Origin of the sequence: Ilyobacter polytropus DSM 2926, assembly GCF_000165505.1 — a bacterium.
GTDB classification, from domain to species: Bacteria; Fusobacteriota; Fusobacteriia; order Fusobacteriales; family Fusobacteriaceae; genus Ilyobacter; species Ilyobacter polytropus.
Genome location: NC_014632.1, coordinates 24,439 through 50,354, shown reverse-complemented (window position 1 = coordinate 50,354; position 25,916 = coordinate 24,439). Strand labels below are relative to the sequence as shown.

Genomic DNA, 25,916 nt, shown 5'->3' with positions numbered 1-25,916 from the left:
AGCTGAGAACTTTTAACTCTCTTCTAAAACCAGCTGTTGTTCATCATTAAAAAAAGTCTTGTAACCTTCCTGAACAAATAAAATAACAGTAAGAGAGACACTTCCTGCTATCCCTAGCATTATAGCTATCTGATATTGAATAGCTGTCAGTGGCGAGGTACCAGAAAGTATCTGCCCAGTCATCATTCCAGGGAGAAAGACTATCCCCATGCCAACCATGGAGTTTATCGTAGGAAGTATGGCAGAATCAAAGGCTCCGTCTACTATCTCCTTAGAAGCTGATTTCGGAGTAGCTCCAAGCATAAGGGAGGTTTCCACAAGATGTTTTTTTGAAAAAAATCCATCCACAAGCTTCGTCACTCCCAGAGAGATTCCCGTCATTGAATTTCCGATGATCATTCCTCCTATTGGAATAACATACCTTGGTTCGTACCACGGAGAGAGATTTACAACCACCAGTATAAAATATGCCAGGCTGGCTGTAGTCCCGCAGACCATTGAAAAAGCTATTATTTTCCTCAACCTTGAAGACAGTGGGGTCTTCACCCTTTTAAAAATATTTTTCACTGCAAAGGTCTCCATTATCACGAGAACCAAAAGTGTATAAAATGGATTTTTGCTCTTGAAAAGATAGGTAAGAAGATAACCTGTGAACATTAGCTGAAGAGTCATCCTCACAGAAGAAACCAGTATCTCTTTTTCTCTGGATATTCCCTTTACCTTGACTATAAACATCAGTATTATTATAAAGACGAAAGCCGATCCAACCTGCCATATCTCTAAATCTATAATTTTATCCATTACGATCTCCCACCTTTTTATCGATGACTCTGCCTTGGGCCATCTCTATTATCTCATCTGCATGATCTCTCGCTATCTCTTTTGAATGAGTAACCATAATAAGAGTCTTATTTTTAGTTTTCACATAATCAGTCACTTCTTTTATTATATTTTTCTCTGTTTTTTCATCTAGGGCCGAAGAAGGTTCATCTAGAAGAAGTATCTTCGGGTCCATAAGCATAACTCTTCCTAAGGCCACCCTCTGCTTTTCACCTCCAGATAGATTTTCCGCCACATCGTCTAAGGATTTATAAAGATGGACTTTTTTCATTATCTCTACTAGTTCACTGTCATCTGCAGGATCTTTTTCCGAAAACTTAAGTCCTATCAAAAGATTGTCTCTCACACTTCCTGGAAAGATGCCGGGAGACTGGGAAAGCATCACAACTTCCCTCCTCAGTTCAACCGAATCAATTTTTCTGAGAGATTTTTCTTTATAAAAAATATCTCCGGAAGTTGGACTTATCATCTTGTTCAATAGCTTTATAAGAGTTGTCTTCCCTCCACCGCTTTCACCTAAAATGCAGGTTATCTTTTGAGGCAAAATCTCTAGGCTTTCTATATATATAATATCTTTATATTTCACATTTTCTAGCCTGTACATAAAATATCTCCTTCTATAATAGTCTTTTTTACATTATACACCTAAATTTTGTCTGAGTTTAATAATAATATAACTTTTACAATAAATTTATTTTATATTTCACTTTATATTTAAAGGGAAATTAAATGATTTGGAAAATATGTTATAATGAATTCATATTGACACTAATAATTTTTTTTGAAAAATCTAAATATATAACTTAAGTCGCTGGTTTTATTTCAGGTTAAAGTATTGAATTTATCGGGATTCGTTACTTTTCTCTTGAAAGAAAAGTAACCAAAAGTTCAAGCCTGTGAAAAATCAGCTAAATAACCTTGAAAATCCAATAGCAATAAGGAAACTCAGAAAGCAAGTTTCTGAGAACCATAAAATATACTCGTATAACTCGTTATTTTCTGGTCACTCGCTGCGCTCAGACAGTCGAGTTTTTCTAAGGATTTCACTGCGGTTATTCTTAACGCTTATTTTGTCAATGGCAAGGGAAAAAGGATAAAAAAACCCTTTCGCAAAAGAGAGTTGTTTATAGTTTCGGTTTTAATTCTGTGAAACTCTTTCTTTTTCTCTGTGCAACATATACTTTTATGATGCTCTGTGGCCAAAATCCTTTGTCCTTATTCGTGTTAATTTTTTTTGCCTTTTATCGGTTTTCATTCGTGACAAAATCTTTTGACTTTAATATTCTTGTAAATTCAATAATTAATCTGAATTTCTTTTAACTAGTAACTTAAGCTATATAAAAACCGGCTCTAAATCATTGAAGTGTTGGCTTATATTTTCAAATATATAGAAAAACTCTTAACAGAACTTTGAATATTTCTTGAAATTCCGGAGGAAAATAATGAAAAATATAAAAATAGAATATGAATATGACGGAAGCGGTTTTTTCGGATTTCAGAGACAACCATCTGCAAGAACTGTCCAGGGAGAGATAGAGTCTGCCTTAAAAGTCGTTTTAAAAGAGGAAATAAATCTTGCCTCTTCTGGAAGAACAGACCGAGGAGTTCATGCCTATATGCAGGTATCAAATTTCTTTACCTCTTCAAAGATTCCACTAGACAGACTTGAATTTGCAGTAAAAAATTTAATTCCAGAAGACATAAAAATACACAGTATGAAGAATGTTTCTGAAGAGTTTCATGCTCGTTTTTCTGCCAAGTCAAGGGCGTATGAATATATAATGGGATGGGATCGGACTGCATTTGAGACAAAATATGTGTCAGGTATCAAGGGAAAAGTAGACCCGGAAAAACTATATAAAATTCTTGAGCCCATTGTTGGCAGACATAATTTTGAAGGATTTCGGTTGACTGACTGCTCTGGAAAGAACCCTGTAAGGGATATTTCTGAGATAAGATGTTACCCTAAGGGTGAAAATAAACTGGCTGTATATATAAAGGGAAATGCTTTTCTAAAATCCCAGATAAGAATAATAATGGGAACAGCCCTTGCCGTATATTTTGAAAAAAGACCTAAAAACTATCTGATAAATAAACTAAAAAATCCAGACAGCAAGGACGAAAAAATCGTAGCTGATGGTTCTGGACTTTATCTTTGCGATATTGAATATTAAAAAGAGAGGGGATGAAGAATGGAATTTATAGAGGTTAACGGAGAGGATAGAGAAATAATAAAAGGGATATTGGATCTTGAAAACAACGCCTTTGGTGACAATGGTGCAATCGATATATGGACTCTGAAGCCTTTTGTGAGATACGGTAAGGTTTTTGCTCTATTAGAAAATGATGTTGTAGTTAGTGCAATAGAGTTTATCCATAAATTTGATTCAAAAGAAATATATCTTTTCGGAGTCTCCACAAGAGAAGAATTCCGTGGAAGAGGCTGTGCAAAAAAACTTATGGAAAGAAGTACCCAGTATTTCAAAGAAAAAGGCATGGAAAAAATAAGCCTGACTGTAGCTCCTGAAAACAAAAGTGCTGTTGGACTTTATAAAAAGATGGGGTATATAATTGAAAATATCCAAAATAGTGAATACGGAGAGGGAGTCGACCGATTATATATGGTCAAAAAAATTATCTGATACACAAAGGAAATTATATGTAAGCATAGTATAATTTACTAGTTTGTTTTATTGAAGATCATATTTACTTGACATCTTTCTTCAACTAGTATATTATCAATAGTGAAATCGTTACAAATTTGTATACCTAGATTGGTTTAGTTTATTTAAAGAGGGAGGTTTTTTATGAAATTACATATTGAAGATATAGGGGCATATCTCAAAAGCCATGAGATAAAACCCTCATATCAAAGAATGAAGATATTCGACTATCTGATTACCCATAGAAACCATCCCACTGTGGATACTATCTATAGGTCCTTATCCCAGGAAATACCTACTCTCTCTAAAACAACTGTCTACAATACACTGAACCTTTTTGTAGAAAAAAATATAGCAGTAGTTATAGTTATCGAGGAAAATGAAACAAGATATGATGCAGATGTGGATATCCACGGGCATTTCAAATGTGAAAAATGCAATAAGGTCTATGACGTCGACATAGACACTAAAAAAATAGATATCAGCAGCCTAGATCAGTTTCAGATAAATGAGCACCATCTTTATTTCAAAGGAATATGCGAAAATTGCCTTAAAAGTTCTTAAAGATTATTTAATTTATAATTTCTATAGATTGTATAAAAAACAAATAAAACTACGGAGGTAAATATTAATGAACAAAAGAGTAGAAGATGCACTTAACGAACAGGTCAACAAAGAATTTTATTCTGCCTACCTTTACCTTTCAATGAGTTCTTATTTTTCAGAAAAAAATCTAAACGGTTTTGCAAACTTTATGAGAGTTCAATATCAAGAAGAGGTAAGTCACGGAATGAAAATATTCGACTATATCATGGAAAGAGGTGGAAGAGCTAAGCTTAAACCTATCGATGAAGTCAAATTAGAGTGGAATGACGTTATTGAGGTCTTTGAAGAAACTTGTGACCATGAAAAATTTATAACTGATTCAATAAATAGCATTGTAGATATAAGCTATGAAGAAAGAGATCACGCTACAGTAAACATGCTTCAGTGGTTTATTGAAGAGCAGGTTGAAGAAGAATCAACTGTCCAAGGGTTGCTAGAACAATTAAAAATGATAGATGGTAAAGGTGCCGGTCTTTTTATGATCGACAGGGAACTTATGGCGAGAACATTTGTAGATGCTACTCAAGAAGCATAATTCAAAAGGAGGTCATTAATGTCAATCAAAGGAACAAAAACTGAAAAAAATCTCTTAAAAGCTTTTGCAGGGGAATCTCAGGCAAGAATGAGGTATACTTTTTTTGCAGAAAGAGCCAAAGAAGAAGGGTATGAACAAATCGCTGAACTTTTTTTGGAAACAGCGGAAAATGAAAAAGAGCACGCTAGGAGATTTTTCTCTTTTTTAGACAGAGGGGATAACTTGGAAATAGATGCTGCATATCCTGCCGGTTATGTGGGTAACACACTGAAAAATCTAAAAATGGCTGCTGCTGGAGAACATGAAGAGCACTCTGAACTTTATCCTACTTTTGGAAAAATAGCTCAAGAAGAAGGATTTCCTGAAGTTGCTGCTGTTTTTAGACTTATCTCAAAGGTAGAAGTAGAACATGAAAACAGATATTTAAAATTAGCCAGTAATATTGAAAAAAATATGGTATTTGAAAGAGAAGATAAAGTTCGTTGGAAATGCAGAAAATGCGGATATGTACATGAGGGGAAACTTTCTCTTGAGATTTGTCCCGTATGTAATGCACCAAAGGCCTTTTTTGAACTAAAAGAATCTGATTACTAAAAAATGGAGGTCAATAAATGGATAAATGGGCATGTGTTGTATGTGGCTACGTGTATGACTCTGTAATAGGAGATCCTGATGCAGGTATAGAGGTAGGAACAGCATTTGAAGAAATTCCAGAAGACTGGATTTGTCCACTTTGTGGAGTGGGTAAAGATCAGTTTGAAAAAATATAACTACTAAAATAAGGAGGAACAGCAAATGGAAAAATGGGTATGTGTTGTATGTGGATATGTATATGATCCTGAGGTAGGAGATCCTGATTCTGGTGTAGAACCTGGTACAAAGTTTGAAGATATCCCTGAAGAGTGGGTTTGTCCACTTTGCGGAGTTGGAAAAGATCAGTTTGAGAAAGCATAATCAAAAAATGTAAATACTAAAATCTAGGAGGAATAATAAATGGAAAAATGGGTATGTGTTGTATGTGGATATGTATACGATCCTGAGGTAGGAGATCCTGATTCTGGTGTAGAACCTGGTACAAAGTTTGAAGATATCCCTGAAGAGTGGGTTTGTCCACTTTGCGGAGTTGGAAAAGATCAGTTTGAGAAAGCATAAAATCCGGCCCATGCCGGATTTTATACTAAATAAATTCTGAAACCCTATGATGTTTTAGGGAGGAGGCACAGCATGGAGAAGACTAAACTATATCCATATCCTCATATGAAAAATTCAAATAAGGATAATATGAAATTAATTTCAGTTTTATTGTTTCTTGTGCTCACAGTGCTTCTCCTCTTTAACCTTCACAAAAAAGAGTTGGCAATAAAGAGCCTAAAAAATGAGATCCTTCAAATTCAGCTGAATGAAAAGGAAAAAGAGAAAAAGTACATAGAAAAAGAGATGCAGTATATGGAAAAGCTAAAAAACACTGAAACTGTCATCGAAAAACAAAAAAATGAAATTGAAGAACTTAAAGAATTTAAGCTCATTCTTGAGAAGGTAAAAGAGATAAGCAAGGGAAATATAAATGAAAAAGAAGCTTTGGCCGTAGCCAAAGCTCTTTATGATGTTCACAACGAAACTGGAGTAGGATGGGAAATATTGGCCGCTATGATCATGGTAGAAAGTAGTTACAGACCTGACATTATTTCCTCAGACCCTTCTTATGGACTTATGCAGCTTACATATGATGTCGGTAAAGATGTCGGTAAAAAAATGAATAAAAAAAATATAATCAGAAATGACCTGTTAGATATTGAGAGGAATATCTATTATGGAGCCTATTACCTTTTAAAACAGATTATCTATTTTTCAAATGTATCTGATGGGATAATGGCGTATAATTTAGGAGCCAGTCGTGTAACCAAACTAAAAAGTGAGCATAGTGGAAAACTAGAATCAAAATATCTTAAAAGGGTTAAAAAATACTATAAAGGAATAAAAAAATGAAAAAACAATAAAAAAATTATAAAATTTTATAAAAAATTACAAAAAAATATTGACTTATTTTTATCTGTATAATATAATTAATCTTGTTCCAAAAGAAAAAAATCATGTTTTTTATAAAGAAAAGTGACGCGGGGTAGAGCAGTCTGGCAGCTCGTCGGGCTCATAACCCGAAGGTCGTAGGTTCAAATCCTGCCCCCGCCACCAAATATGCCTAGATAGCTCAGTTGGCTAGAGCACACGGTTCATACCCGTGCGGTCGGTGGTTCGAATCCACTTCTAGGCACCATTGATATATTCCATGTAGAACTTAAGCCCCCCCTTTTTTTAAGTCTATATGAATTAAATCCTGGGCTACCCACTCAGGTGTTTCTTTTGAGAAACCATGAATGACCTATTGAAAAGACCGAGTTACCCTGCTCGGTCTTTTCTGTTTTTTGTAAAGTTGCCAAAAGGTACTTTAGTTGTTATAATTAGCTGATAAATAAAGATAGGGTGAGTGATGATGAAACTATCCGTTGGAATAATAACATTTAACGAAGCAAAAATACTCCCGTTAACTCTAAAAGCTGCCAGTAAGGTAGCTGATGAGATAGTGATTGTAGACAGCAACAGCTCTGATGGAACTGTGGAAATAGCCCGTAATCTCGGAGCCAAAGTCTACGACGAAGAGTGGAAGGGATTTGGTCCTCAAAAAAATTCTGTCATTGAAAAATGCAACGGAGAGTGGATACTGCTTATCGATGCTGACGAAGAACTCTCTGAGGATCTGATAAAGAAAATAAATAAAATAAAAAATGGTATCTATGATTATCAAGTCTACCAGATAAACAGATGTTCTATATGTTTTGGAAAAGAGCTAAAATATGGCGGATGGAGCAATCAATATGCCACGAGACTCTGGAAAAAAGGCAGCGTAAAAGTAAGTGACAACCTAGTTCATGAGGATTATATAACAGATTGTGAAATAGGAAAAATAAAAGAAAAAATAAACCACTACTCCTATATAACAATGAAAGATTACTTTGACAGATTTAATAGATATACAACCTTAGGGGCAGAGGAATATTACAAAAGAGGGAAAAAATCTGGAATTTTAAAAATAATTTTAAACCCCATGTATAAATTTTTCAGAATGTATTTTTTAAGGCTGGGATTTTTAGACGGTATAGAGGGATTTGTCATAGCCTGTACCAGTTCAATGTATTCCATGGTGAAATATTTTAAACTTAGAGAGATATACCGGAACGGAGCCTATGTGGAAAATAAAAATAGCTAAGGGTGATTTTTGTGGAAATAAAACGAATAATAGTATCTAGAACGGATAAAATAGGGGATTTAGTTCTTTCCATTCCTAGTTTTTATATGCTCAGAAAAATGTATCCCCAAGCTGAAATAACAGTTCTCGTGAGAAAATATAATTATGAGATAGTAAAAAATCTACCTTACATAAATCGTGTAATAAAAATAGATGATTTCAGGCAAAAGGAACTGATAGAAAAAATCAAGCATTTTAAAGCAGATGTATTTATAGCTCTATATAATGACAGTTTTGTGTCTAAACTTGCCAAGGCCAGTAAGGCTAAATGGAGAATTGGGCCCATATCAAAATTAAGTTCTATTTTCGCATACAACAAAGGAATACGCCAAAGAAGGTCTCTGTCTATAAAAAATGAGGCTGAATATAACCTTGATCTTATAAAAAAACTCGATGGAAAACTATTCGATGAAAATTATGAAATAAATAACTCTATATTTTTAGAGGAGAGACATAAAAGAGCAGCAGAGGTATTTATAAAAGAAAACAGTATAGAGGGTAAAATTCTTGTGATAAACCCATTTATGGGAGGTTCTGCCAAAAATATTTCTGATGAGGACTATGCTGACCTTATAAAAACAGTAAAGAAAAAAATACCAGCTCTAAATGTTGTTCTTACATGCCATATATCTGAAGAAGAGAGAGGCGAAAAGATAATTGAAAAAATTAAAGAAGACAAGATATTTCTATTTGCAAATGGCGGTGACCTCTTGAATCTTGCAGCGGTAATGTCAAAAGCTGATTTGTATTTTGGAGGATCAACTGGCCCTACACATATAGCTGCGTCTATGAAAAGAAATATTGTAGCCATATATCCAAATAAAAAAACACAGCATCCTGTCAGATGGGGAGTCTTTGGGTGGAATAATGCTCAGTATATCATACCAGACAAAGATAACCCAAAGGAAGACTACTCTCACAAATATTTCGACAGCTACAATAACGAAATTAAAAATTCCATTGCGGATATTATTGTTGATAAATTAAAGAAAAATGAGGTGGATAGATGAAAATTTTGATTATACATACAGCCTTTATAGGGGACATTGTCTTATCTACACCTCTCATAAAAAAACTTAAAGAAAAATATCCAGACAGCAGCATAACCTATGTCACAACTCCTGTGGGATCATCCATCCTCAGAAACAATCCCAATTTATCTGAAATAATAGAGTATGATAAAAGGGGAGAGCACAAAGGGCTCAAGGGACTTTTTCTTTTAGGTAAAAGACTCAAATATAAAAATTTTGATATGATTATAACTCCCCATAGATATCTTAGAAGTTCACTTCTAACTTGGCTAACAGGTGCACCTGTTAGAGTCGGATATGATAATTCTTCAGGTAAATTATTTTTTAATAAAAAAGTGCATTATGACAAGAGCAAGCATGAAGTCGAAAAACTCCTATCCTTTGTTGAGGACAAAAATGATAAATATTACGGAATAGAACTTTTTCCTGGAAAAGCTGAAAAAATCAGAGTAGACGAAATCTGGTCTGAAAATCATCTAGAAAACAAAAAAATTGTTGCTATTGCTCCTGGAAGTAAATGGTTTACCAAACAGTGGCCCTTAGAATATTTTAACAATCTGATTGATGACCTTTCCAAAAGAAAGGATACGGCCATCATTCTTATAGGGGGACGGGAAGAACTTCTCCTTAATATAAAAGAAACTGATAAAACCATAAACTTAATAGGAAAGACCTCCCTTTTAGAAGTTGCAGAAGTTACAAGGAGATCTCATGTGGTTTTGACCAACGACTCCTCCCCTATACATATCGCCTCTGCCTGGAAAAATACTCATATTATTGCTATTTTTGGTGCTACCGTTAAAGAACTCGGATTCTATCCTTGGTCTAAAAACAGCCAGATAATAGAAAATAATGGACTCCCCTGCAGACCCTGCGGACTTCACGGAGGAAAAAAATGCCCTAAAGGACATTTTAAATGTATGCTTGATCTGAAACCTGCTATGGTATTGGAAAAAATTGAAGAAAAACTAAATCAAATAACTATTTAATCAAAAATCCGGACTTGTTTTTCCGGATTTTTTTGTAATACCAATTTTTAAAATATTCCTTTATCTAAATTTTGTTATATTGTTTTGTTTCAAAAAATAAAAAAACAGCTTCTAAAAGCTGTTCGTGAATTTCTATGGTGCGGAGGGGGAGACTTGAACTCCCACGTCAAAGACACTAGATCCTAAGTCTAGCGCGTCTGCCAATTCCGCCACCCCCGCGTTTGAGTGGTGCGTCACACAGGGATCGAACCTGTGACAACACGATTAAAAGTCGTGTGCTCTACCAACTGAGCTAGTGACGCATATTATATGGGGTGAACGACGGGACTCGAACCCGCGACAACCAGTACCACAAACTGGCGCTCTACCAACTGAACTACGCTCACCATATGTTTTTGCCAGAATATTAAATGGCGTGCCTGAAGAGATTCGAACTCCTGACCCACGCCTTAGAAGGGCGTTGCTCTATCCAGCTGAGCTACAGGCACAATTGTTGGAGCGGGAAACGAGGGTCGAACTCGCGACATTCAGCTTGGAAGGCTGACGCTCTACCAACTGAGCTATTCCCGCAAAAATGGTCGGAACAGCAGGATTTGAACCTGCGACCCCCTGCTCCCAAGGCAGGTGCGCTACCGGGCTGCGCTATGCTCCGTTATTTTTTTTACTCAGGACAAGATTAATAATAGCATATTTTCACATCTCAGTCAACGATTTTTTTAAAATTTTCATTATAAATTCTAAAAAAATAAGTGTTTAGGCTCCGATAAAACTCGGAGCCTGCTTAAATTATTTATTTACACTTATTCTGTTGTCTTTTCCCCTCTCTGTTATACCTTTGGCCTTTATATAATCCATAAGAATCTCGTCAAGTCCCTCAAAATTACCAGCTTCAGCTTTACCTTTAAACATTTTATAATCATCTCCTCCTGCAGCAATGAAGTCGTTAGTAGCCACTAGATAAACTGAGTCAGGAAGAAGTTCCTCTCCGTTATTCATTGTCACAGAAACTAGCCTTTCACCTGGAGCCTTAGAAGGGTCAAATTGCACCTTCATTCCCGCTATCTGAGGAAATGCACCCTTGGTAGCTGGGTAGTCTGATATACCGTGTTCTAGCGCCTCTATAACCTCACTTCCCGTCATCTCCTTGGTAACTACATAGTTTCCAAAAGGAAGGACTGAAATTATATCTCCAACAGTTATCTCTCCTGCTGGTATAGAGGCTCTTATACCTCCACCGTTTGTAAGAGCTATATCGGCACCTGTCTTCCAGAGCATGGCCTCGGTTATCATATTAGCAAGATTAGTTTCTCCTGTCCTCACAAACTTTCTCTCTCCATTTAAAGACACAGGAGTTTCTCCGATTTTTACTTGAGTTATTTTCTTCTGTTCACCTTTTATACTATCAATCAGTTTTACAAGCTGAGGATCCTTTTCTATTCCCCCAACTTTTACTTTTTCCACTTGAGTTACTGTCTTAGTTACATTTTTTTCAACTGGAACCATTATTGTATTTCCCTTGTATATCAAGTCTACATTGCTTATTTCATTTATCGAAGCCAGATCAGCTACAGGAACTTTTGTAGAATATGATATTTCAGAAAGAGTGTCTCCATCTTTTATAAGATAATCTTCGTTGACCTTCAGCTTTTCAGTTATTTCCATTGCTATCTCTCTCTCAATGGTTTTACCTAGAGCCTCTTCCTTACTTATCAATCTAGGATTTATGGTAGTCACTCCGTTTTCTACCTTTATATGGACTATCCCCATGTTTTTATCATATTCACCTGTCTGTACAATGGTTGTTTTATTGACTACCATTCCATCTTCTAGCGTTGTATGACTGTGTCCGTCTATAATTAGATCAATACCTTCCACTGACTTGGCTATGTCTGTACTCTTAAGTCCGTCCTTTGTGCTTTCATCCATACCAAGATGAGTCAATGCTATTATAAAGTCTGCCCCTTTAGACTTTAGCTCCTGGACGGATTTTTTTGAATACTCTACTGGATCACCAAATTTTATCCCATCTACATTTTTAGGATTGGTCTTATAGGCAGTTTCTGGAGTAGCTATCCCAAAAACCCCTATACTTACTCCGTTCATATCTTTTATAATATAAGGTTCGATAAATTTCCCACCATTTTCAGTAACCACATTGGCTCCTAGGATTTCATAATCTGCAAGTTTTTCTATCTCCTTTAGCCTGTCTTTCCCATAATTAAAATCATGATTTCCAGGAGTACTTGCATCTAGTTTCATATAATTTAATATCTCTACAACAGACTCTCCTTCAGATAAAGTTGCAAATGTTGTTCCGTGTATAGTGTCTCCTGCATCAAGAAAAAGAACATTGTCATTTTCCTTTCTGAGGTCCTTTAACACCGTTGAAATTCTAGGAAAACCCATTCCGTCATATTTCCCTTCTTCCACTCTTCCGTGGGTGTCGTTGATATGTGCCACTACAAGTTTAAAATCTTTTGGTTTTTTTATTGATAATTCTGTATCCTCTTTGATATCTCCATTACTACATGCTGTGAGAGCAAGTAACAAGGCTGTTCCTGAAAGCATATAAAATTTTCTTTTCATAATTCTCTCCCATTTCATGATTTTTTTGACTTATTGCATCACCTTAAATATAACCTTTGAAAAATAAAATTTCAAGTAAAATATTTTTTTATAGCATATTTTAATCCAAAAAACTTATTTTTATTAACATTCCATGGATATACCCTATAAATAAAAAAACAAAAAAAGTGCGACCTAAGCCGCACTTTATAAAATATATTTATAAATAAATTAACACTCAGAAATAGATTCTACCCCTGGAAGTAATTTCCCTTCTAAATACTCAAGAGACGCTCCTCCACCTGTTGAGATATGAGTAAATTTATCAGCAAATCCTAGATCAATTGCTGCTGTAGCAGAGTCTCCTCCACCTATTATTGTAGTTGCTCCATCAAGGTTTGCAATTGCCTCACAAACTCCTATAGTCCCTTTTGCAAAAGCAGGCATTTCAAATACTCCCATAGGTCCATTCCAAACAACAGTTTTTGAACCTTCTAGTGCTTTTGTGAAAAGCTCTATAGACGCTGCCCCTATATCTAGTCCCATCTCATCTTCTGCCATATCTGCTACTGCAACTGTTCTGTGCTCTGCATCAGCTGCAAATGCTTTAGCTGCTACGGTATCTATTGGAAGTATTAGCTTGTCTCCAGCTTTTTCCATGAGTTCTTTAGCTAGATCAAGTTTGTCCTCTTCACAAAGAGATTTTCCTATGCTTAGTCCCTTTGCCTTTAGGAATGTAAACATCATTCCTCCACCTACGATAATCTTGTCAGCCTTAGCGATAAGATTTTCAATAACTGCGATTTTGTCTGAAACTTTAGCTCCACCTAAAATTGCAACAAGTGGTCTTTCAGGAGCGTCTACTGCTCCACCTATAAATTTAATCTCCTTTTCCATAAGGAACCCTGCAGCTGATTCTTCGATGTTTGATGCTATTCCCACATTTGAAGCATGAGCTCTGTGAGCTGTTCCAAATGCGTCATTTACAAAGACATCTCCAAGGGAAGCCCAGTATTTACCTAATTCAGGATCATTTTTAGATTCTTTTTTACCATCTATATCTTCAAATCTTGTATTTTCAAACATCATGATCTCACCTGGCTTTATCTCAGATACAGCCGCTTCAAGATCCGCCCCTCTTGTTTCAGGAACGAATTTAACTTCTTTTCCTAATAGTTCAGTTAATCTTGCTGCAACTGGTGCCATTGACTTACCAGCCTTATCCTCTTCAGTTTTTACTCTTCCTAGATGAGAAAAAGCAATTACACTGGCTCCCTGGTCTAGTACATACTGTATTGTTGGAAGAGCTGCAGTGATTCTATTGTCATTTGTTATTTTTCCATCTTTTAGTGGTACGTTGAAGTCTACTCTCATAAGTACTTTTTTACCTTTTAATTCTAAATCTGTAACAATTTTCTTTGCCATTAATCTGCCTCCCTGGATATTTGAAATTTTTTTAAATAATAATGTCTTTAAAAAAAGCGGAACTCGAAAGTTCCGCTATTCTATTTAGATTCTATTTATTTTGTTTCTTCTTATAAAGAAGCAAATTTCTTACAAGTTCTTACTAATTGAGCAGTGTAAGACATCTCGTTGTCATACCAAGTTAGTAATTTTACAAGTTGCTTTCCGTCTACAGTCATTACCTTTGTGCATGCAGCATCAAATAATGATCCGAACTCCATTCCGATTGTATCAGAAGATACGATTGGGTCTTCTGTGTAACCTAAAGTTTCGTTAGCTGCTGCTTTGATAGCTGCATTAATAGCTTCTGCAGTTACTTCTTTTTCTAATTCTACTACTAGGTCAACACATGATCCAGTAATAGTTGGAACTCTTACTGCTCCACCGTCTAATTTTCCGTTTAATTCAGGAAGTACTTTACCAACAGCTACAGCTGCTCCTGTAGAAGTAGGAACCATGTTCGCTGCTCCTGCTCTTCCTCTTCTTGCAGATATAGGCTTAGCATGTGGTGCATCTAAGATATTTTGATCGTTTGTATAAGCATGGATAGTAGTCATGAATCCCTTTACTAATCCGAAGTTGTCGTTTAGTACTTTAGCAACTGGTGCTAAGCAGTTTGTAGTACAAGAAGCTCCTGAGATTACAGTTTCAGAACCATCTAAAACGCTGTCATTTACGTTGAATACAACTGTTTTAAGATCTCCTGAAGCTGGAGCAGATATAACTACTTTTTTAGCTCCTGCATCGATATGAGCCTGAGATTTTTCTTTAGAACAGTAGAATCCAGTACATTCTAATACTACGTCTACTCCTAAGTCTCCCCAAGGTAAGTTTTTAGCATCTCTTTCTGCGTAAATTTTTAACTCTTTACCGTCTACTTTGATTCCACCTTCGATTGCTTCGATTGAATCAGATTTGTATCTTCCTTGTGCTGTATCATATTTTAGTAAGTAAGCTAGAGTTTCCGCGTCTGTAAGGTCGTTGATTGCTACGATTTCAAATTCTGGTGAATCAAACATCAATCTGAACGCTAGTCTTCCTATTCTTCCAAACCCGTTAATTGCAACTTTTACTGCCATTTTAAAAATACCCCCTTGATATAATAAATTCAGTTTTATGTAAATTTTTTTGTCGGCTTTTAAGCAATGAATGTAAATTACTCATTTTTTGTGTACACTTTTTGATCACATCCTACACCTAAACTATATACTAATTTCTACCCTTTGTCAATTATCACGCAGGGTTTAAAATTGAACTTTTTTGTGGTCAATAGATAACCGTTTTTTATCCTAAAACCTCTTTCATATCCTCTGGCAGCTCAATTTCTACTGTTTCCTGATGCAAGTTGTCAGGATTAGTGAATTCTAATTTGTAAGAGTGCAACATCTGCCTTCTGGCTCTGTCATCTTTGGCACCGTAGAGTTCATCTCCAAGTACCGGATGACCCAACGATTCCATATGTGCTCTTATCTGGTGTGTTCTTCCGGTAAAAAGTTCTAATTCTACAAGGCTTAAATCTTTTTCAGGATATCTTTTTATTACCTTTACAAAGGTTTTGGCATCCTGTCCGCCTTTTTCCACCGGCATCACTTTTCTTCTGAGTTCATCCCCTTCTTTTCCAAGAGGCTTTTCTATCATAATTTCATCTTCTTCAATTATACCTTTTACTATAGCTTGATAATATTTCTTGACCTCTGCCTTATACTGCAAAAAAGCCTGGGTATAAGCATTTTTGGCCACCACAATAATTCCGGTCGTGTTCATATCCAGCCTGTTATAAAATCTAGGAGCCAAAATTTTTCCAGTTTTTTCATGTATATAATGAATTATTCCGTGGGCTAGAGTTTTATCCACCTTCTTTTGCGTGGGATGAACTATGATATAGGGCTCTTTATCTATAAGGATAAGATTGTTGTCCTCATATACTATATTTAAGTCCATCTTGATAGGCTTCATGTCAGTACCTTTATCCTTTTCCTTTACTACAAGACGGTTTAGTTTTCGTAGTTTTTTGGTTGTCTTTACTCTTTTTCCATCAAGATAACACTCTATGTTTCTCAAGCTTCTTCCTGAGTACCCCTTTACCTCTCTCAGATACTGAGATATCTTATAGTTACTATACTGGGGTTCTATTATAAATTTTTTCATTACTCACCTCTCAAATAATTATCCATATTTATTTTAACACAATTTAAGTGTTTTTCCTCTAAATAAAATAGCAGAATATACTTTTAAGAACAGAAGTTTTTCTGATACTTATCATAAACCTAGTACAGAAGAGATTATTGCAATTTATAAGGGTTTATTGGTATAATTTAAAAGTGTTATATCTTTAACTGATTCTTTTTATCAAAAAAATTTAAATTTTGTACAAAAAAAGATATGAGGTGGTGTGTTGTATTGAATACATCACCTTATTTTTCTAATTAAAAGGGAGGGAGTATGCAAGTATCAGCATTGGGAACACTGATAGGATTGGCTTTGTCAATAACATTGATAGTAAAAAAGAATAACCCTGTATATAGCCTGATTTTAGGTGCTTTTGTTGGTGGAGTTACAGGGGGAGCCTCTCTCCCAGAAACAGTGTCATTGATGGTAGAAGGAGCAAAAGGAATTACCCCGGCTATTCTTAGAATACTTACTGCAGGAGTGTTGGCAGGAGTATTGATAGAGTCAGGAGCTGCAGTAAAGATAGCTGAAACAATTATCGAAAAATTAGGTAGTAAGAGATCCATACTTGCCCTAGCTTTGGCTACGATGCTCCTTACAGCTGTAGGAGTTTTTATTTCTGTAGCAGTAATCACAGTATCTCCCATTGCAATAACTATTGCAAAACGTTTGAAGGTATCAAAAATGTCTATACTTTTGGCTATGATCGGGGGCGGAAAATCCGGAAACATAATTTCACCTAACTCCAACACAATAGTATCTTCACAAAATTTCGGAGTGGACTTATCTTCTTTAATGGCTGCAAATATTATTCCTGCTATATTTGGAGTAGTAGTAACTTGTTTCTTAGCTCAAACTCTTATAAAAAAAGGTGAGCAGATTTTAGAATCAGGCGAAGAAGATTTGGAAAAAGAGCTTCCATCATTTTTTTCATCAATGACAGGACCTGTTATAGCAATAATTCTTTTGGCCTTAGGTCCTATAACCGGCATTTATGTAGATCCCTTAATTGCCCTTCCACTAGGTGGAGCGATAGGCTGTTTAGCTATGGGTAAACAGTCATATTTTAAGGAATATATTCAATATGGTCTGTCTAAAATGACAGAAATTGCTATTCTTTTACTGAGTACCGGTACCGTTGCAGGCATAATTAAACATTCAACCCTAAAAGACGTCACCATAGAGCTTTTAGATAAATCTGGTTTCCCTGAATTTTTGCTTGCACCAATTTCTGGGGCGTTGATGTCAGCAGCCACAGCTTCTACAACAGCCGCCGCCACAGTAGCGTCTGCGACTTTTTCAACAGCTATTGTAGCAGCAGGAGTAAAATCACTTTATGGGGCCGCAATGCTCCATGCTGGGGCAACAGTTTTTGATCATCTTCCCCACGGATCATTTTTTCATACAACTGCTAGCTGTACCAGTACCAACCTAGAGGAAAGGTTTAAACTGATCCCATATGAGTCTGCAATAGGTTTTACCTTGACATTATTTTCAACACTTATATACGGGTTAATTCTTTAAATTAACCCATGTTTCTACTTTTATTTCAAATTAAACTACTGACTTTATTTGAACCTGTTACTTTTCTCTTGAAAGAAAAGCACCCCAAGGGCATTTCCTCCCTCTGGTCAGGGCATAACCAAAAGTTCAAGCCTGTGAAAAATCAGCTAAATAACCTTGAAAATTCAATAGCAATAAGGAAACTCAGAAAGTAAGTTTCTGAGAACCATAAAATATACTTGTATAACTCGTTATTTTCTGGTCACTCGCTACGCTCAGACAGTCGATTTTTTCTAAGGATTTCACTGCGGTTATTCTTAACGTTGATTTTGTCAATGGCCAAAGAAAAAAGATCGAAAACCTCTCGCAAAAGAAATCGTATCTAGTTTTCGTCTTAACTCTGTGAAACTCTCTCTTTTTCTCTGTGTTCTCTGTGTCCAAAATCTTTTGTCCTTATTCGTGTTAATTTTTTTTGTCTTTTATCGGTTTTCATTCGTGACAAAATCCTTTGACTCTAACATTCTTGTAAATTCAGTAATTGATCAGCAATCATTTCGAGCGGGAACTTAGATTAGATTAAATTAACATTTAAAAATTATCTTTAACTATCCTGACTATTTAGCAGACTACTGTGATCGTCGGGATTTTTTTATAAAAAGGAATTTTTAAAACTTAAAATAAAAATATAGTAGCGTTTATACTTTACTTGAATGAAGAGATTTAATTTTTGATAATCAGAATTTTTAAAAGAGTTTTTTCAAAAGGAAGGTGAATATATGAAAAAGTTTATATTGTTTTTTTCCTTAGTTTTTATTTTATCTTTTACATCAGCAGAGGCCTCAAGATATTCATTTAACTTTGGAAAAATCCGAATTACCGAAGCAAAATTGAGCAGAAAAAATAATAAGAGCAGAAGCTTTTCAGGGCTTATAGAAAACAGAAGCAGTAAAAAACTCACTGTAACAATGGACATTTATTTTAAAGATTCTGAAGTCAATAACGGAAGAGAAGTATTGGTTGCTTCCCCTACATTTTACAATCTCTCTCCTCGTTCTACAAAAAATTTCAGAACTTATCTTTATGTGGGAGAGATCAATGGAAGAGACTTTAGAGTTAAACTTTCAAAAACTTTAGAAGTAAAATAGAAAATGAATCTTTTGTACATAGACAATAATAAAGTTTTATTTTTGGTCTTATAAAGGTATTTTGTATCAGTTTCTAACTAAACTATCTGAGCTAATTTTTTGTAAAAAAAAGGCTGCATAAGCAGCCCTAACCTTTTACAGCTATTACCTCTATTTCAACTTTTACATCTTTAGGTAGCCTGGCAACTTCAACACATGCCCTCGCAGGTTTTACATCTCCTAAATACTCATTATAAACTTCATTTATCTTTGCAAAATCATCCATATTTTTTATAAAAACTCCTACTTTTACAACATCTTTCAAGGAATATCCAGCTTCTTCTAAAACAGCCTTTACGTTTTCTAGAGCTTGTTTTGTCTGCTCTTGTACATCGTCAGAAATACAAGTCATAGTTTCTGGAACAAATGGAATCTGACCTGATACAAACAACATACCATTAACCTCTATAGCCTGCGAATACGGTCCTAAAGCCGCAGGTGCCTTTTCTGTGTTTATTACTTTTTTCCCCATTTTAATTTCCCCCCTATAAATTTTCATTTCTTAATTTTAAGCTATATAAATACTAACATATTCCTGGATACCTGCCAACTATTTTACAGTATACGCTCCCCAAATAATAGTTGATTAAAATTTTTTTTAAGTTAAAATCAGTTTAACAATTATAATTTTAGGAGGATCTATGGATATTTTGCTAGGTATGGCTTTTATTTTTATACTTTTGATATTTTCTGTTATAAATAAGATATTCATCGGATACCCTCTGTTTATAGCTCTTTTTGTTTTTTCCCTTCTGTCTATTAAAAGGGGATATGGTGCAAGGGATGTCCTAAAAATGATTTTTGACGGTGGTAAGAAATCATTTATTGTTCTCCAGGTTTTTTCTCTTATTGGTATTCTGACTTCTCTATGGATATCTGCAGGGACCATACCGACCATTGTTTATTATGGAATAAAGTTTATGAATCCCAACTTTTTTATTATTTACACTTTTTTCATTGTCTCCTCTGTATCACTACTTTTAGAGACCTCCTTTGGTACTGTGAGCACGATAGGGATGGCGATAATTGTGATGGCAAAAGCCGGCAATATAAATCTCGCAATAGTGACAGGCGCTATTATGTCTGGGGCATATTTTGGAGACAGATGTTCTCCTATGTCATCTAGTGCTATTTTGGTTGCCAATCTCACAGAAACAGACCTCTATACCAACATAAAAAATATGCTCAAAACAGAAATTTTTCCCCTGATCGCTTCAGCGTTTTTTTATTTGATTTTGTCCTTAGACAACCCTATCGCCTTCACTCATGAAAACATAGGCGAAAGTATGAGGGAGGTTTTCAGCATAGGTTTGATTCCTCTGATTCCAGCGGCAATAATCTTTGGTGCTTCTCTGTTAAAAGTAAATGTTAAAAAATCCATGAGTATAAGTATCCTTTCAGCTGTTTTTATATCCATTTTAGTCCAAAGCTATACCCCTTTAGAGGTTATAAATTTTTCTTTTTTCGGATTTAAATTAGAAAACAGTGTTAAAATAGGAAATATTTTAAATCGTGGAGGAATAATTTCCATGATAAAGGCAGGAATAGTCGTTTTCATCTCTTGCTCCTTAGCCGGAATATTCCACAAAACAGCAATGCTTGAAAAATTCAATAAAATATCCCTTAAATCTAAAAATAGATTTCAGCTGTTTTCATGCACAGCTATAACAAGCGTCCTAACAGGAATATTCGGATGCAGTCAAACTATATCCATTGTACTCACAGAACAATTTTTAAAAGACGCCTATAAAAAACTAGGGTTCACCAGGGAAAAATTAGCCTTAGACATAGAAAATACAGCAGTTATGATAGCTCCCCTGATTCCGTGGAATATCGCTGCCTTTGTGCCAACGGAGACTTTAAAAGTTAATTTTTATTCTTATATTCCCTATGCATTTTATCTTTATTTTGTGCCAATAAGCAGTTTACTGGTATTTAAATTTCAAAACTATAAATTGAAACTCAAAGAAAACATAGTTTAAAATTTATTGATATGATTTCTATATAAGCCTTCGAAAAAAGACCGTTTTAAACGGTCTTTTTTCTTTTAGATATCTATAGATTACTTAATTTAAACTAAGTTGCTACCTTTATTTCAAATTAAACTATTGAATTTATAAGGATTCGTTACTTTTCTCTTGAAAGAAAAGCACCCCAAGGGCATTTCCTCCCTTCTGTCAGGGCATAACCAAAAGTTCAAGCCTGTGAAAAATAAGCTAAATGCCTTCGGAAATCCAAGTAAAGTAATGATACTCAGAAAGCAAGTTTCTGAGAACCAGAAAATATACTCGTATAACTCGTTATTTTTTGGCTACTCGCTACGCTCAGACAGTCGATTTTTTCTAAGGATTTTACTGCAGTTATTCTTAACGCTGATTTTGTCAATGGCCAAAAGAATTTCAAAAGATTTAAAGAAAATCATTTAAGATTTTGAATTCCCCCTTTAAAAAATACCGTTAAGAAATCATCTTGTGAAATCCACTTTCATTGAAATAAGGAGGTTTACCGACTATATTTCAATAGAAAGTTAGTTCAGAAGGGATTTTAGGTATTTTTTAGGGGTGCCTTTTCTTTGGTTACTTTCTTTGGGCAAGCAAAGAAAGTAACACAGCTTTTGGATAAATTCAGTAATTTATTTACAATTTTCAAGTAGCAATTTAAATTAATTTAATAAAATCTCAAATCATTCACCGATAGAAAGATTTACAAAAGACATCCACCAATCTAATTTAAAGAAGGGAAGAGAGAAATCTCTGCGTAAAACTCTAGTAAAAACATTTGTTAAAAATTATATTCATTGAAAAGGAGGCTTTAAATGGGAAAAGGTATCGTTACTTTTAATGAGGAACGCTGTAAAGGATGCGGACTCTGTACCGTAAATTGCCCGGTAAACATTGTATTTCTTCAAAAGAACAAGATTAACTCCAAAGGATATAATCCTGCGGGGGTAACTGACCCTGATAAATGCATCGGATGTGGAAACTGTGCAATAATGTGTCCTGACCTTGTAATAAGAGTAAAGAAAATTTAATCAAAAGGAGGTTTTTCCATGTCAAAAGTCTTAATGAAAGGTAATGAGGCAATGGCTGCAGCAGCTATAAAGGCAGGGTGTAAATTCTTTTTCGGATATCCTATCACACCGCAAAATGAAATACCTGAATATATGTCAAGAAATCTTCCCTTAGCAGGAGGTACATTTGTTCAGGCAGAGTCTGAAATTGCAGCTATAAACATGGTCTATGGGGCTGCCGGTTCTGGAGCCAGAGTTATGACATCTTCCTCTTCTCCAGGAATATCTCTAAAACAAGAGGGCATATCCTATATTGCCGGTGCAGAACTCCCCTGTCTTATCATAAATGTTATGAGGGCTGGACCTGGTTTAGGTGGAATACAGCCTGCTCAGGCCGACTATTTTCAGGCTGTAAAAGGCGGAGGACACGGAGATTATCACCTCCCTGTTTTTGCCCCTGCAAGCATCCAAGAAGCTGTTGATCTCATCCCTACAGCCTTTGAAGTGGCCGATAGGTACAGAACCCCTGTCATGTTATTGGCAGACGGTATGATCGGACAGATGATGGAGGCTGTTGAGTTTAAAGACTTACCCCAAAAGACTACTGTTGAAAAAAAATGGGCCACTACAGGTACAAGGGGAAAAAGGGAACCCAATATAATCACATCTTTAGACCTCGATTCTCATAGGCTGGAAAAACACATTTTGGAAATCAAAAAAAAGATGGATCTTATATGTGAAAAAGAGTGCAGATGGGAAGAGTATAATATAGAAGATGCCGATATTGTTGCGGTAGCTTATGGTACCACCTCTAGAATTTTGAAAAGTGCCGTTGAAAAATTAAAAAATGAAGGTATAAATGTGGGAATTTTAAGACCTATAACACTTTTCCCCTTCCCTTATCATGTGCTAGAAAATCTCCCTGAAAAAGTCAAGGCTGTCTTAACAGTTGAAATGAGTACCGGGCAGATGGTAGAAGATGTGAGGTTAGGTGTAAATGGACGTCTTCCTGTTCATTTTTTCGGAAGGACAGGAGGAGTGATACCTACTCCTCAGGAGATAATAGACAAGGTTTATGAGATTCTTGGAGGTGGGCAGTGATGGAAATTGTTTTCAAAAAGACAAAAGGGCTAACAGATGCAGTAACTCACTACTGTCCTGGATGTACTCACGGAATTATACACCGGCTTGTAGGAGAAGTTTTAGAGGAACTTGGAGTATTAGACAAAAGTATAGGGGTGGCCTCTGTAGGCTGCTCTGCACTCTCATACAAATACTTCAATTGCGATATGCAGGCTGGTCCCCACGGAAGAGCACCTGCTCTGGCAACTGGAATCAAAAGGGTCAATTCAGATTGTACTGTATTCACCTACCAAGGAGACGGAGATCTGGCATCTATCGGGTGTGCAGAGATAATCCATGCCGCCTTAAGAGGTGAGAACTTTACAACAATTTTTGTAAATAACGCTGTCTACGGAATGACCGGAGGACAGATGGCACCTACTACTCTAATAGATCAAAAATCCACCACCTCTCCCTATGGAAGAGACAAAACAATACACGGTATGCCTATCAAGATGTCTGAGATTCTAGCTACTCTAGACAGGGCTGTCTATGTAGTGAGAGTTTCTGTCCACGATCCCAAGCACGTAAGGGAGGCTAAAAAAGCTATAAAAAAAGCCTTTGAACTTCAGATAAAAGGAGAGGGATTTACCATTGTAGAAGTTCTTTCTACATGTCCTACAAACTGGGGTATGACCCCTATAGAGGCTCTCGACTGGTTAAAAGATAATATGATCCCTTACTATCCTTTAGGGGTTATAAAATCTCCTGAAAAGGAGGAGGATTAAAATGACCGAAAAAATAATCTGTGCAGGCTTTGGAGGTCAAGGTGTAATGGTTCTTGGAAAATTGATAGCATATGCAGGAATGCTCCATGACAGACAGGTATCCTGGCTGCCATCTTATGGTCCCGAGATGAGAGGAGGAACAGCCAATTGTCACGTCATTCTTTCAGAAAAACCAATTGGTTCCCCTATAGTTTCTGGAGATGCAGACTTTGCTATTGTTATGAATAAACCCTCTCTAGACAAGTTTGAGTCTTCCCTTGTTCCAGGAGGAAGGCTCTTGGTAAACAGTTCCCTTATATCTGACAAGGCTAGCCGAGATGATATAGAGGTGTATTATATCCCTGCAAATGAAATCGCATCTGAATGCGGTATCGAAAAAGACTCCAACCTTGTTATGTTAGGGGCATATCTAGAGTTGACAAACTTAATAAAAGAAAAAGAGATTATCGAAGCCTTTACAAAGGTTTTTGACAATGAAAAAGCAAAGCTTATTCCTCTACATAAAAAAGCTCTTGAAAAGGGAGCTGAATCTTTGAAAATTTAAACAACAAAAAAAATTAGGCTGCCCTAAGGCAGCCTTCACTTTTTTTGTTTAAATATCTTTTTTCTCAGTAACGTTTATTTTTATTGCCCCAAATTTACATTTTTCATAGCAAAGCTGACACCCAATACATTTTTCTTCGATTACCTTGTGCTTTTGCTTTACCTCGCCCTCTATTGCATCGACAGGACACACTCTTGCACAGGCTGTACAGCCAATACATTTTTCTTCGATTATCTCAGCTTTTTTTATCTCTTTTACTTCGCTTGTTATTGCATTAGTTGGACACTTAATTGCACATAGTCCACACTGAATACATTTTTCAGGATCTATTTTAGCCAGGTTGTTATTTAAGTCTATGGCATCTACAGGACAAGCTCTGACACATACACCGCACCCTATACAAGCTACGCTACAGTTCTTTCTAGCTACTGCACCCTTTTCTCTTGAAGAACACAATACTGTGACCTTTTGACTTTGTGGAGTCATAGATATCACCCTTTTCGGGCACTCTTTGACACACTTCTCACATGACACACACTTATCTTCATTTATTACAGCCACACCCTTATCTGTTATGGTTATTGCATCTACAGGACATACTGCAGCACAATCTCCATATCCTAAACATGAGTGCCAGCACGATTTGTCTCCTCCAAAATACAGCATAGCTGTTGCACAACTTTTAAGTTCAACGTCAAAATCATATAATTTGTTTGTTCTTGTGTTATCACCCTGACAGAGTACTCTAGCTACCATTTTTTCCCCACCAGTATCTGCAGTTAGACCCATTATTTTACCAATAGACTCTACAACTGCCGTCCCTCCTGGGGCACATGAAGTTATTTCTGCTCCTTCTAGAGCTATTGCTTCAGCATAACCTGCACATCCAGGAAAACCACATGCTCCACAGTTTATTCCCGGGAGAACTTCCATTATTTTTTCAACATTGGGGTTGACTTCTACCTCAAATTTCTTTGATGCAAAGGCCAGGAAAAGTCCCATAAAAAGTCCTATCCCTCCCAATATCAAAACTGGTATTAATATTGCTTCCATTTTTGACTAACCTCCCAAAAATCTAGATTTGCATTCCACTGAATCCCATAAACGCCATTGCAAGAAGTCCTGCCGATATAAATGCTATCGGTACTCCTTGAAAAGGTCTAGGTACGTCAGCATATTCCAGTCTTTCTCTTATTCCTGCCAACAAAACAAGAGCAAGAGTAAATCCTATTGCACCTGCAAAACCGTTTACCACTGTTTCAATAAAGTTGAATCCTTCTTGAATATTCAGAATTGCAACCCCTAGTACAGCACAGTTTGTAGTTATAAGTGGCAAAAATACTCCCAGAGCTTTATACAGATGAGGAGATGTCTTTTGAATAGCCATCTCTACAAACTGTACAAGGGAAGCTATTATCAAAATAAATGCTATCGTCTGTAAATACTCAAGTCCATAAGGAACCAATAAAAACTTATAAACTATCCAAGTAACTGCAGAGGCCAGAGTCATAACAAAGGCAACTGCCATACCCATTCCTATGGATGATTCTACTTTTTTAGATACTCCCATAAAAGGACAGATACCTAGGAATTTGGCAAAGATAAAGTTATTTATAAATATTGCACCAACAACTATTGAAAATAAATTTCCTAAATCCACAG

The 25,916-nt window shown here is 35.9% G+C and carries 28 protein-coding genes and 8 tRNA genes; 21 read left to right on the top strand and 15 right to left on the bottom strand.

Annotated features, from left to right (window positions below):
- Positions 1–12 precede the first annotated feature (12 nt).
- A complete protein-coding gene (locus tag ILYOP_RS00290; protein WP_013386510.1) occupies positions 13–801 on the bottom strand; it encodes an ABC transporter permease in 789 nt (262 codons plus the stop codon).
- A complete protein-coding gene (locus ILYOP_RS00285; protein ID WP_013386509.1) occupies positions 794–1,444 on the bottom strand; it encodes an ABC transporter ATP-binding protein in 651 nt (216 codons plus the stop codon). The genes ILYOP_RS00290 and ILYOP_RS00285 overlap by 8 nt, the downstream gene beginning before the upstream one ends.
- Before the next feature lie 838 nt (positions 1,445–2,282).
- On the opposite strand from ILYOP_RS00285, the gene truA reads away from it, so the two are divergent.
- From truA to waaF, 14 genes are all read left to right on the top strand, one after another.
- Positions 2,283–3,014, top strand: coding sequence for a tRNA pseudouridine(38-40) synthase TruA (gene truA, locus ILYOP_RS00280; protein WP_013386508.1), 732 nt, complete (start codon positions 2,283–2,285; stop codon positions 3,012–3,014).
- Between the two features lie 18 nt (positions 3,015–3,032).
- Positions 3,033–3,482 carry a GNAT family N-acetyltransferase gene (locus tag ILYOP_RS00275; RefSeq protein ID WP_013386507.1) on the top strand — a complete coding sequence of 150 codons (450 nt, stop codon included), beginning with the start codon at positions 3,033–3,035 and terminating at the stop codon, positions 3,480–3,482.
- A gap of 165 nt (positions 3,483–3,647) precedes the next feature.
- Complete coding sequence (locus ILYOP_RS00270) at positions 3,648–4,067, top strand: Fur family transcriptional regulator (RefSeq protein WP_013386506.1); 420 nt, start codon at positions 3,648–3,650, stop codon at positions 4,065–4,067.
- 67 nt (positions 4,068–4,134) lie between these two features.
- Positions 4,135–4,644: a ferritin gene (locus tag ILYOP_RS00265; protein WP_013386505.1), complete on the top strand. Its 510-nt coding sequence runs from the start codon at positions 4,135–4,137 to the stop codon at positions 4,642–4,644.
- An 18-nt stretch (positions 4,645–4,662) separates the two neighbouring features.
- Complete coding sequence (gene rbr, locus ILYOP_RS00260; RefSeq protein WP_013386504.1) at positions 4,663–5,238, top strand: rubrerythrin; 576 nt, start codon at positions 4,663–4,665, stop codon at positions 5,236–5,238.
- A 17-nt stretch (positions 5,239–5,255) separates the two neighbouring features.
- Positions 5,256–5,414 (top strand): rubredoxin, encoded by a 159-nt coding sequence (rd, locus tag ILYOP_RS00255; RefSeq protein ID WP_013386503.1) that lies wholly within the window; start codon positions 5,256–5,258, stop codon positions 5,412–5,414.
- Between the two features lie 25 nt (positions 5,415–5,439).
- On the top strand, positions 5,440–5,598 hold the full coding sequence (rd, locus tag ILYOP_RS00250) for a rubredoxin (RefSeq protein WP_013386502.1): 159 nt from the start codon (positions 5,440–5,442) through the stop codon (positions 5,596–5,598).
- A gap of 39 nt (positions 5,599–5,637) precedes the next feature.
- On the top strand, positions 5,638–5,796 hold the full coding sequence (gene rd, locus ILYOP_RS00245; RefSeq protein WP_013386502.1) for a rubredoxin: 159 nt from the start codon (positions 5,638–5,640) through the stop codon (positions 5,794–5,796).
- A 72-nt stretch (positions 5,797–5,868) separates the two neighbouring features.
- Complete coding sequence (locus tag ILYOP_RS00240) at positions 5,869–6,630, top strand: lytic transglycosylase domain-containing protein (RefSeq protein WP_013386501.1); 762 nt, start codon at positions 5,869–5,871, stop codon at positions 6,628–6,630.
- A 127-nt stretch (positions 6,631–6,757) separates the two neighbouring features.
- Positions 6,758–6,834 (top strand) — tRNA-Met (locus ILYOP_RS00235).
- Positions 6,835–6,839: 5 nt separating this feature from the next.
- Positions 6,840–6,916, top strand: a tRNA-Met gene (locus ILYOP_RS00230).
- Between the two features lie 216 nt (positions 6,917–7,132).
- On the top strand, positions 7,133–7,906 hold the full coding sequence (locus tag ILYOP_RS00225; RefSeq protein ID WP_013386500.1) for a glycosyltransferase family 2 protein: 774 nt from the start codon (positions 7,133–7,135) through the stop codon (positions 7,904–7,906).
- Positions 7,907–7,917: 11 nt separating this feature from the next.
- A complete protein-coding gene (locus ILYOP_RS00220; RefSeq protein WP_013386499.1) occupies positions 7,918–8,955 on the top strand; it encodes a glycosyltransferase family 9 protein in 1,038 nt (345 codons plus the stop codon).
- Positions 8,952–9,965 carry a lipopolysaccharide heptosyltransferase II gene (waaF, locus tag ILYOP_RS00215; protein WP_013386498.1) on the top strand — a complete coding sequence of 338 codons (1,014 nt, stop codon included), beginning with the start codon at positions 8,952–8,954 and terminating at the stop codon, positions 9,963–9,965. The genes ILYOP_RS00220 and waaF overlap by 4 nt, the downstream gene beginning before the upstream one ends.
- A gap of 135 nt (positions 9,966–10,100) precedes the next feature.
- On the opposite strand, the gene ILYOP_RS00210 is transcribed toward waaF, so the two are convergent.
- From ILYOP_RS00210 to ILYOP_RS00165, 10 genes are all read right to left on the bottom strand, one after another.
- Positions 10,101–10,184 (bottom strand) — tRNA-Leu (locus tag ILYOP_RS00210).
- A gap of 7 nt (positions 10,185–10,191) precedes the next feature.
- A tRNA-Lys gene (locus ILYOP_RS00205) sits at positions 10,192–10,267 on the bottom strand.
- Between the two features lie 8 nt (positions 10,268–10,275).
- Positions 10,276–10,351: transfer RNA gene (locus ILYOP_RS00200), tRNA-His, on the bottom strand.
- A gap of 25 nt (positions 10,352–10,376) precedes the next feature.
- Positions 10,377–10,453: transfer RNA gene (locus ILYOP_RS00195), tRNA-Arg, on the bottom strand.
- A gap of 6 nt (positions 10,454–10,459) precedes the next feature.
- A tRNA-Gly gene (locus ILYOP_RS00190) sits at positions 10,460–10,535 on the bottom strand.
- A 5-nt stretch (positions 10,536–10,540) separates the two neighbouring features.
- Positions 10,541–10,617 (bottom strand) — tRNA-Pro (locus ILYOP_RS00185).
- 134 nt (positions 10,618–10,751) lie between these two features.
- Positions 10,752–12,551, bottom strand: a complete 1,800-nt coding sequence (locus tag ILYOP_RS15020; protein WP_013386497.1) for a 5'-nucleotidase C-terminal domain-containing protein — start codon at positions 12,549–12,551, stop codon at positions 10,752–10,754.
- 210 nt (positions 12,552–12,761) lie between these two features.
- On the bottom strand, positions 12,762–13,955 hold the full coding sequence (locus ILYOP_RS00175) for a phosphoglycerate kinase (protein ID WP_013386496.1): 1,194 nt from the start codon (positions 13,953–13,955) through the stop codon (positions 12,762–12,764).
- A 110-nt stretch (positions 13,956–14,065) separates the two neighbouring features.
- Positions 14,066–15,073, bottom strand: a complete 1,008-nt coding sequence (gap, locus tag ILYOP_RS00170) for a type I glyceraldehyde-3-phosphate dehydrogenase (protein WP_013386495.1) — start codon at positions 15,071–15,073, stop codon at positions 14,066–14,068.
- 205 nt (positions 15,074–15,278) lie between these two features.
- Complete coding sequence (locus tag ILYOP_RS00165) at positions 15,279–16,142, bottom strand: RluA family pseudouridine synthase (protein ID WP_013386494.1); 864 nt, start codon at positions 16,140–16,142, stop codon at positions 15,279–15,281.
- 294 nt (positions 16,143–16,436) lie between these two features.
- Between ILYOP_RS00165 and ILYOP_RS00160 the strand changes: the two genes are divergently transcribed.
- Both ILYOP_RS00160 and ILYOP_RS00155 read left to right on the top strand, forming a co-directional pair.
- Positions 16,437–17,687 (top strand): GntP family permease, encoded by a 1,251-nt coding sequence (locus ILYOP_RS00160; protein ID WP_013386493.1) that lies wholly within the window; start codon positions 16,437–16,439, stop codon positions 17,685–17,687.
- A gap of 755 nt (positions 17,688–18,442) precedes the next feature.
- A complete protein-coding gene (locus ILYOP_RS00155) occupies positions 18,443–18,811 on the top strand; it encodes a hypothetical protein (protein ID WP_013386492.1) in 369 nt (122 codons plus the stop codon).
- Positions 18,812–18,938: 127 nt separating this feature from the next.
- Here ILYOP_RS00155 and ILYOP_RS00150 read toward each other — a convergent pair whose 3' ends face one another.
- Positions 18,939–19,322 (bottom strand): RidA family protein, encoded by a 384-nt coding sequence (locus ILYOP_RS00150; RefSeq protein ID WP_013386491.1) that lies wholly within the window; start codon positions 19,320–19,322, stop codon positions 18,939–18,941.
- 169 nt (positions 19,323–19,491) lie between these two features.
- Between ILYOP_RS00150 and ILYOP_RS00145 the strand changes: the two genes are divergently transcribed.
- The 5 genes from ILYOP_RS00145 to ILYOP_RS00125 all read left to right on the top strand — a co-directional run bounded on the left by ILYOP_RS00145 (position 19,492) and on the right by ILYOP_RS00125 (position 24,254).
- Positions 19,492–20,832 carry a Na+/H+ antiporter NhaC family protein gene (locus ILYOP_RS00145; RefSeq protein WP_013386490.1) on the top strand — a complete coding sequence of 447 codons (1,341 nt, stop codon included), beginning with the start codon at positions 19,492–19,494 and terminating at the stop codon, positions 20,830–20,832.
- Positions 20,833–21,665: 833 nt separating this feature from the next.
- The gene (locus tag ILYOP_RS00140) at positions 21,666–21,881 is read left to right on the top strand and encodes a 4Fe-4S binding protein (RefSeq protein WP_013386489.1); all 216 of its coding nucleotides are present in this window, start codon (positions 21,666–21,668) and stop codon (positions 21,879–21,881) included.
- Between the two features lie 18 nt (positions 21,882–21,899).
- Positions 21,900–22,961, top strand: coding sequence for a 3-methyl-2-oxobutanoate dehydrogenase subunit VorB (locus ILYOP_RS00135; RefSeq protein WP_013386488.1), 1,062 nt, complete (start codon positions 21,900–21,902; stop codon positions 22,959–22,961).
- Complete coding sequence (locus ILYOP_RS00130; RefSeq protein ID WP_013386487.1) at positions 22,961–23,710, top strand: thiamine pyrophosphate-dependent enzyme; 750 nt, start codon at positions 22,961–22,963, stop codon at positions 23,708–23,710. Before ILYOP_RS00135 ends, ILYOP_RS00130 begins: the two co-directional genes overlap by 1 nt.
- Position 23,711: 1 nt before the next feature.
- Entirely contained in the window at positions 23,712–24,254 is a 543-nt protein-coding gene (locus ILYOP_RS00125; protein WP_013386486.1) for a 2-oxoacid:ferredoxin oxidoreductase subunit gamma family protein, read from the top strand.
- Positions 24,255–24,302: 48 nt separating this feature from the next.
- Here the strand turns inward: ILYOP_RS00125 and ILYOP_RS00120 are convergent, their stop codons facing one another.
- A complete protein-coding gene (locus ILYOP_RS00120) occupies positions 24,303–25,307 on the bottom strand; it encodes an RnfABCDGE type electron transport complex subunit B (protein ID WP_013386485.1) in 1,005 nt (334 codons plus the stop codon).
- Positions 25,308–25,329: 22 nt separating this feature from the next.
- Positions 25,330–25,914 (bottom strand): electron transport complex subunit RsxA, encoded by a 585-nt coding sequence (gene rsxA / locus ILYOP_RS00115; RefSeq protein ID WP_013386484.1) that lies wholly within the window; start codon positions 25,912–25,914, stop codon positions 25,330–25,332.
- Positions 25,915–25,916: the final 2 nt, after the last annotated feature.

Coding starts and splice junctions, on each gene's coding strand:
- ILYOP_RS00290 (WP_013386510.1), bottom strand. CDS start 801: ATGGATAAAATTATAGATTTAGAGATATGGCAGGTTGGATCGGCTTTC.
- ILYOP_RS00285 (WP_013386509.1), bottom strand. CDS start 1,444: ATGTACAGGCTAGAAAATGTGAAATATAAAGATATTATATATATAGAA.
- truA (WP_013386508.1), top strand. CDS start 2,283: ATGAAAAATATAAAAATAGAATATGAATATGACGGAAGCGGTTTTTTC.
- ILYOP_RS00275 (WP_013386507.1), top strand. CDS start 3,033: ATGGAATTTATAGAGGTTAACGGAGAGGATAGAGAAATAATAAAAGGG.
- ILYOP_RS00270 (WP_013386506.1), top strand. CDS start 3,648: ATGAAATTACATATTGAAGATATAGGGGCATATCTCAAAAGCCATGAG.
- ILYOP_RS00265 (WP_013386505.1), top strand. CDS start 4,135: ATGAACAAAAGAGTAGAAGATGCACTTAACGAACAGGTCAACAAAGAA.
- rbr (WP_013386504.1), top strand. CDS start 4,663: ATGTCAATCAAAGGAACAAAAACTGAAAAAAATCTCTTAAAAGCTTTT.
- rd (WP_013386503.1), top strand. CDS start 5,256: ATGGATAAATGGGCATGTGTTGTATGTGGCTACGTGTATGACTCTGTA.
- rd (WP_013386502.1), top strand. CDS start 5,440: ATGGAAAAATGGGTATGTGTTGTATGTGGATATGTATATGATCCTGAG.
- rd (WP_013386502.1), top strand. CDS start 5,638: ATGGAAAAATGGGTATGTGTTGTATGTGGATATGTATACGATCCTGAG.
- ILYOP_RS00240 (WP_013386501.1), top strand. CDS start 5,869: ATGGAGAAGACTAAACTATATCCATATCCTCATATGAAAAATTCAAAT.
- ILYOP_RS00225 (WP_013386500.1), top strand. CDS start 7,133: ATGAAACTATCCGTTGGAATAATAACATTTAACGAAGCAAAAATACTC.
- waaF (WP_013386498.1), top strand. CDS start 8,952: ATGAAAATTTTGATTATACATACAGCCTTTATAGGGGACATTGTCTTA.
- ILYOP_RS15020 (WP_013386497.1), bottom strand. CDS start 12,551: ATGAAAAGAAAATTTTATATGCTTTCAGGAACAGCCTTGTTACTTGCT.
- ILYOP_RS00175 (WP_013386496.1), bottom strand. CDS start 13,955: ATGGCAAAGAAAATTGTTACAGATTTAGAATTAAAAGGTAAAAAAGTA.
- gap (WP_013386495.1), bottom strand. CDS start 15,073: ATGGCAGTAAAAGTTGCAATTAACGGGTTTGGAAGAATAGGAAGACTA.
- ILYOP_RS00165 (WP_013386494.1), bottom strand. CDS start 16,142: ATGAAAAAATTTATAATAGAACCCCAGTATAGTAACTATAAGATATCT.
- ILYOP_RS00160 (WP_013386493.1), top strand. CDS start 16,437: ATGCAAGTATCAGCATTGGGAACACTGATAGGATTGGCTTTGTCAATA.
- ILYOP_RS00155 (WP_013386492.1), top strand. CDS start 18,443: ATGAAAAAGTTTATATTGTTTTTTTCCTTAGTTTTTATTTTATCTTTT.
- ILYOP_RS00150 (WP_013386491.1), bottom strand. CDS start 19,322: ATGGGGAAAAAAGTAATAAACACAGAAAAGGCACCTGCGGCTTTAGGA.
- ILYOP_RS00145 (WP_013386490.1), top strand. CDS start 19,492: ATGGATATTTTGCTAGGTATGGCTTTTATTTTTATACTTTTGATATTT.
- ILYOP_RS00140 (WP_013386489.1), top strand. CDS start 21,666: ATGGGAAAAGGTATCGTTACTTTTAATGAGGAACGCTGTAAAGGATGC.
- ILYOP_RS00135 (WP_013386488.1), top strand. CDS start 21,900: ATGTCAAAAGTCTTAATGAAAGGTAATGAGGCAATGGCTGCAGCAGCT.
- ILYOP_RS00130 (WP_013386487.1), top strand. CDS start 22,961: ATGGAAATTGTTTTCAAAAAGACAAAAGGGCTAACAGATGCAGTAACT.
- ILYOP_RS00125 (WP_013386486.1), top strand. CDS start 23,712: ATGACCGAAAAAATAATCTGTGCAGGCTTTGGAGGTCAAGGTGTAATG.
- ILYOP_RS00120 (WP_013386485.1), bottom strand. CDS start 25,307: ATGGAAGCAATATTAATACCAGTTTTGATATTGGGAGGGATAGGACTT.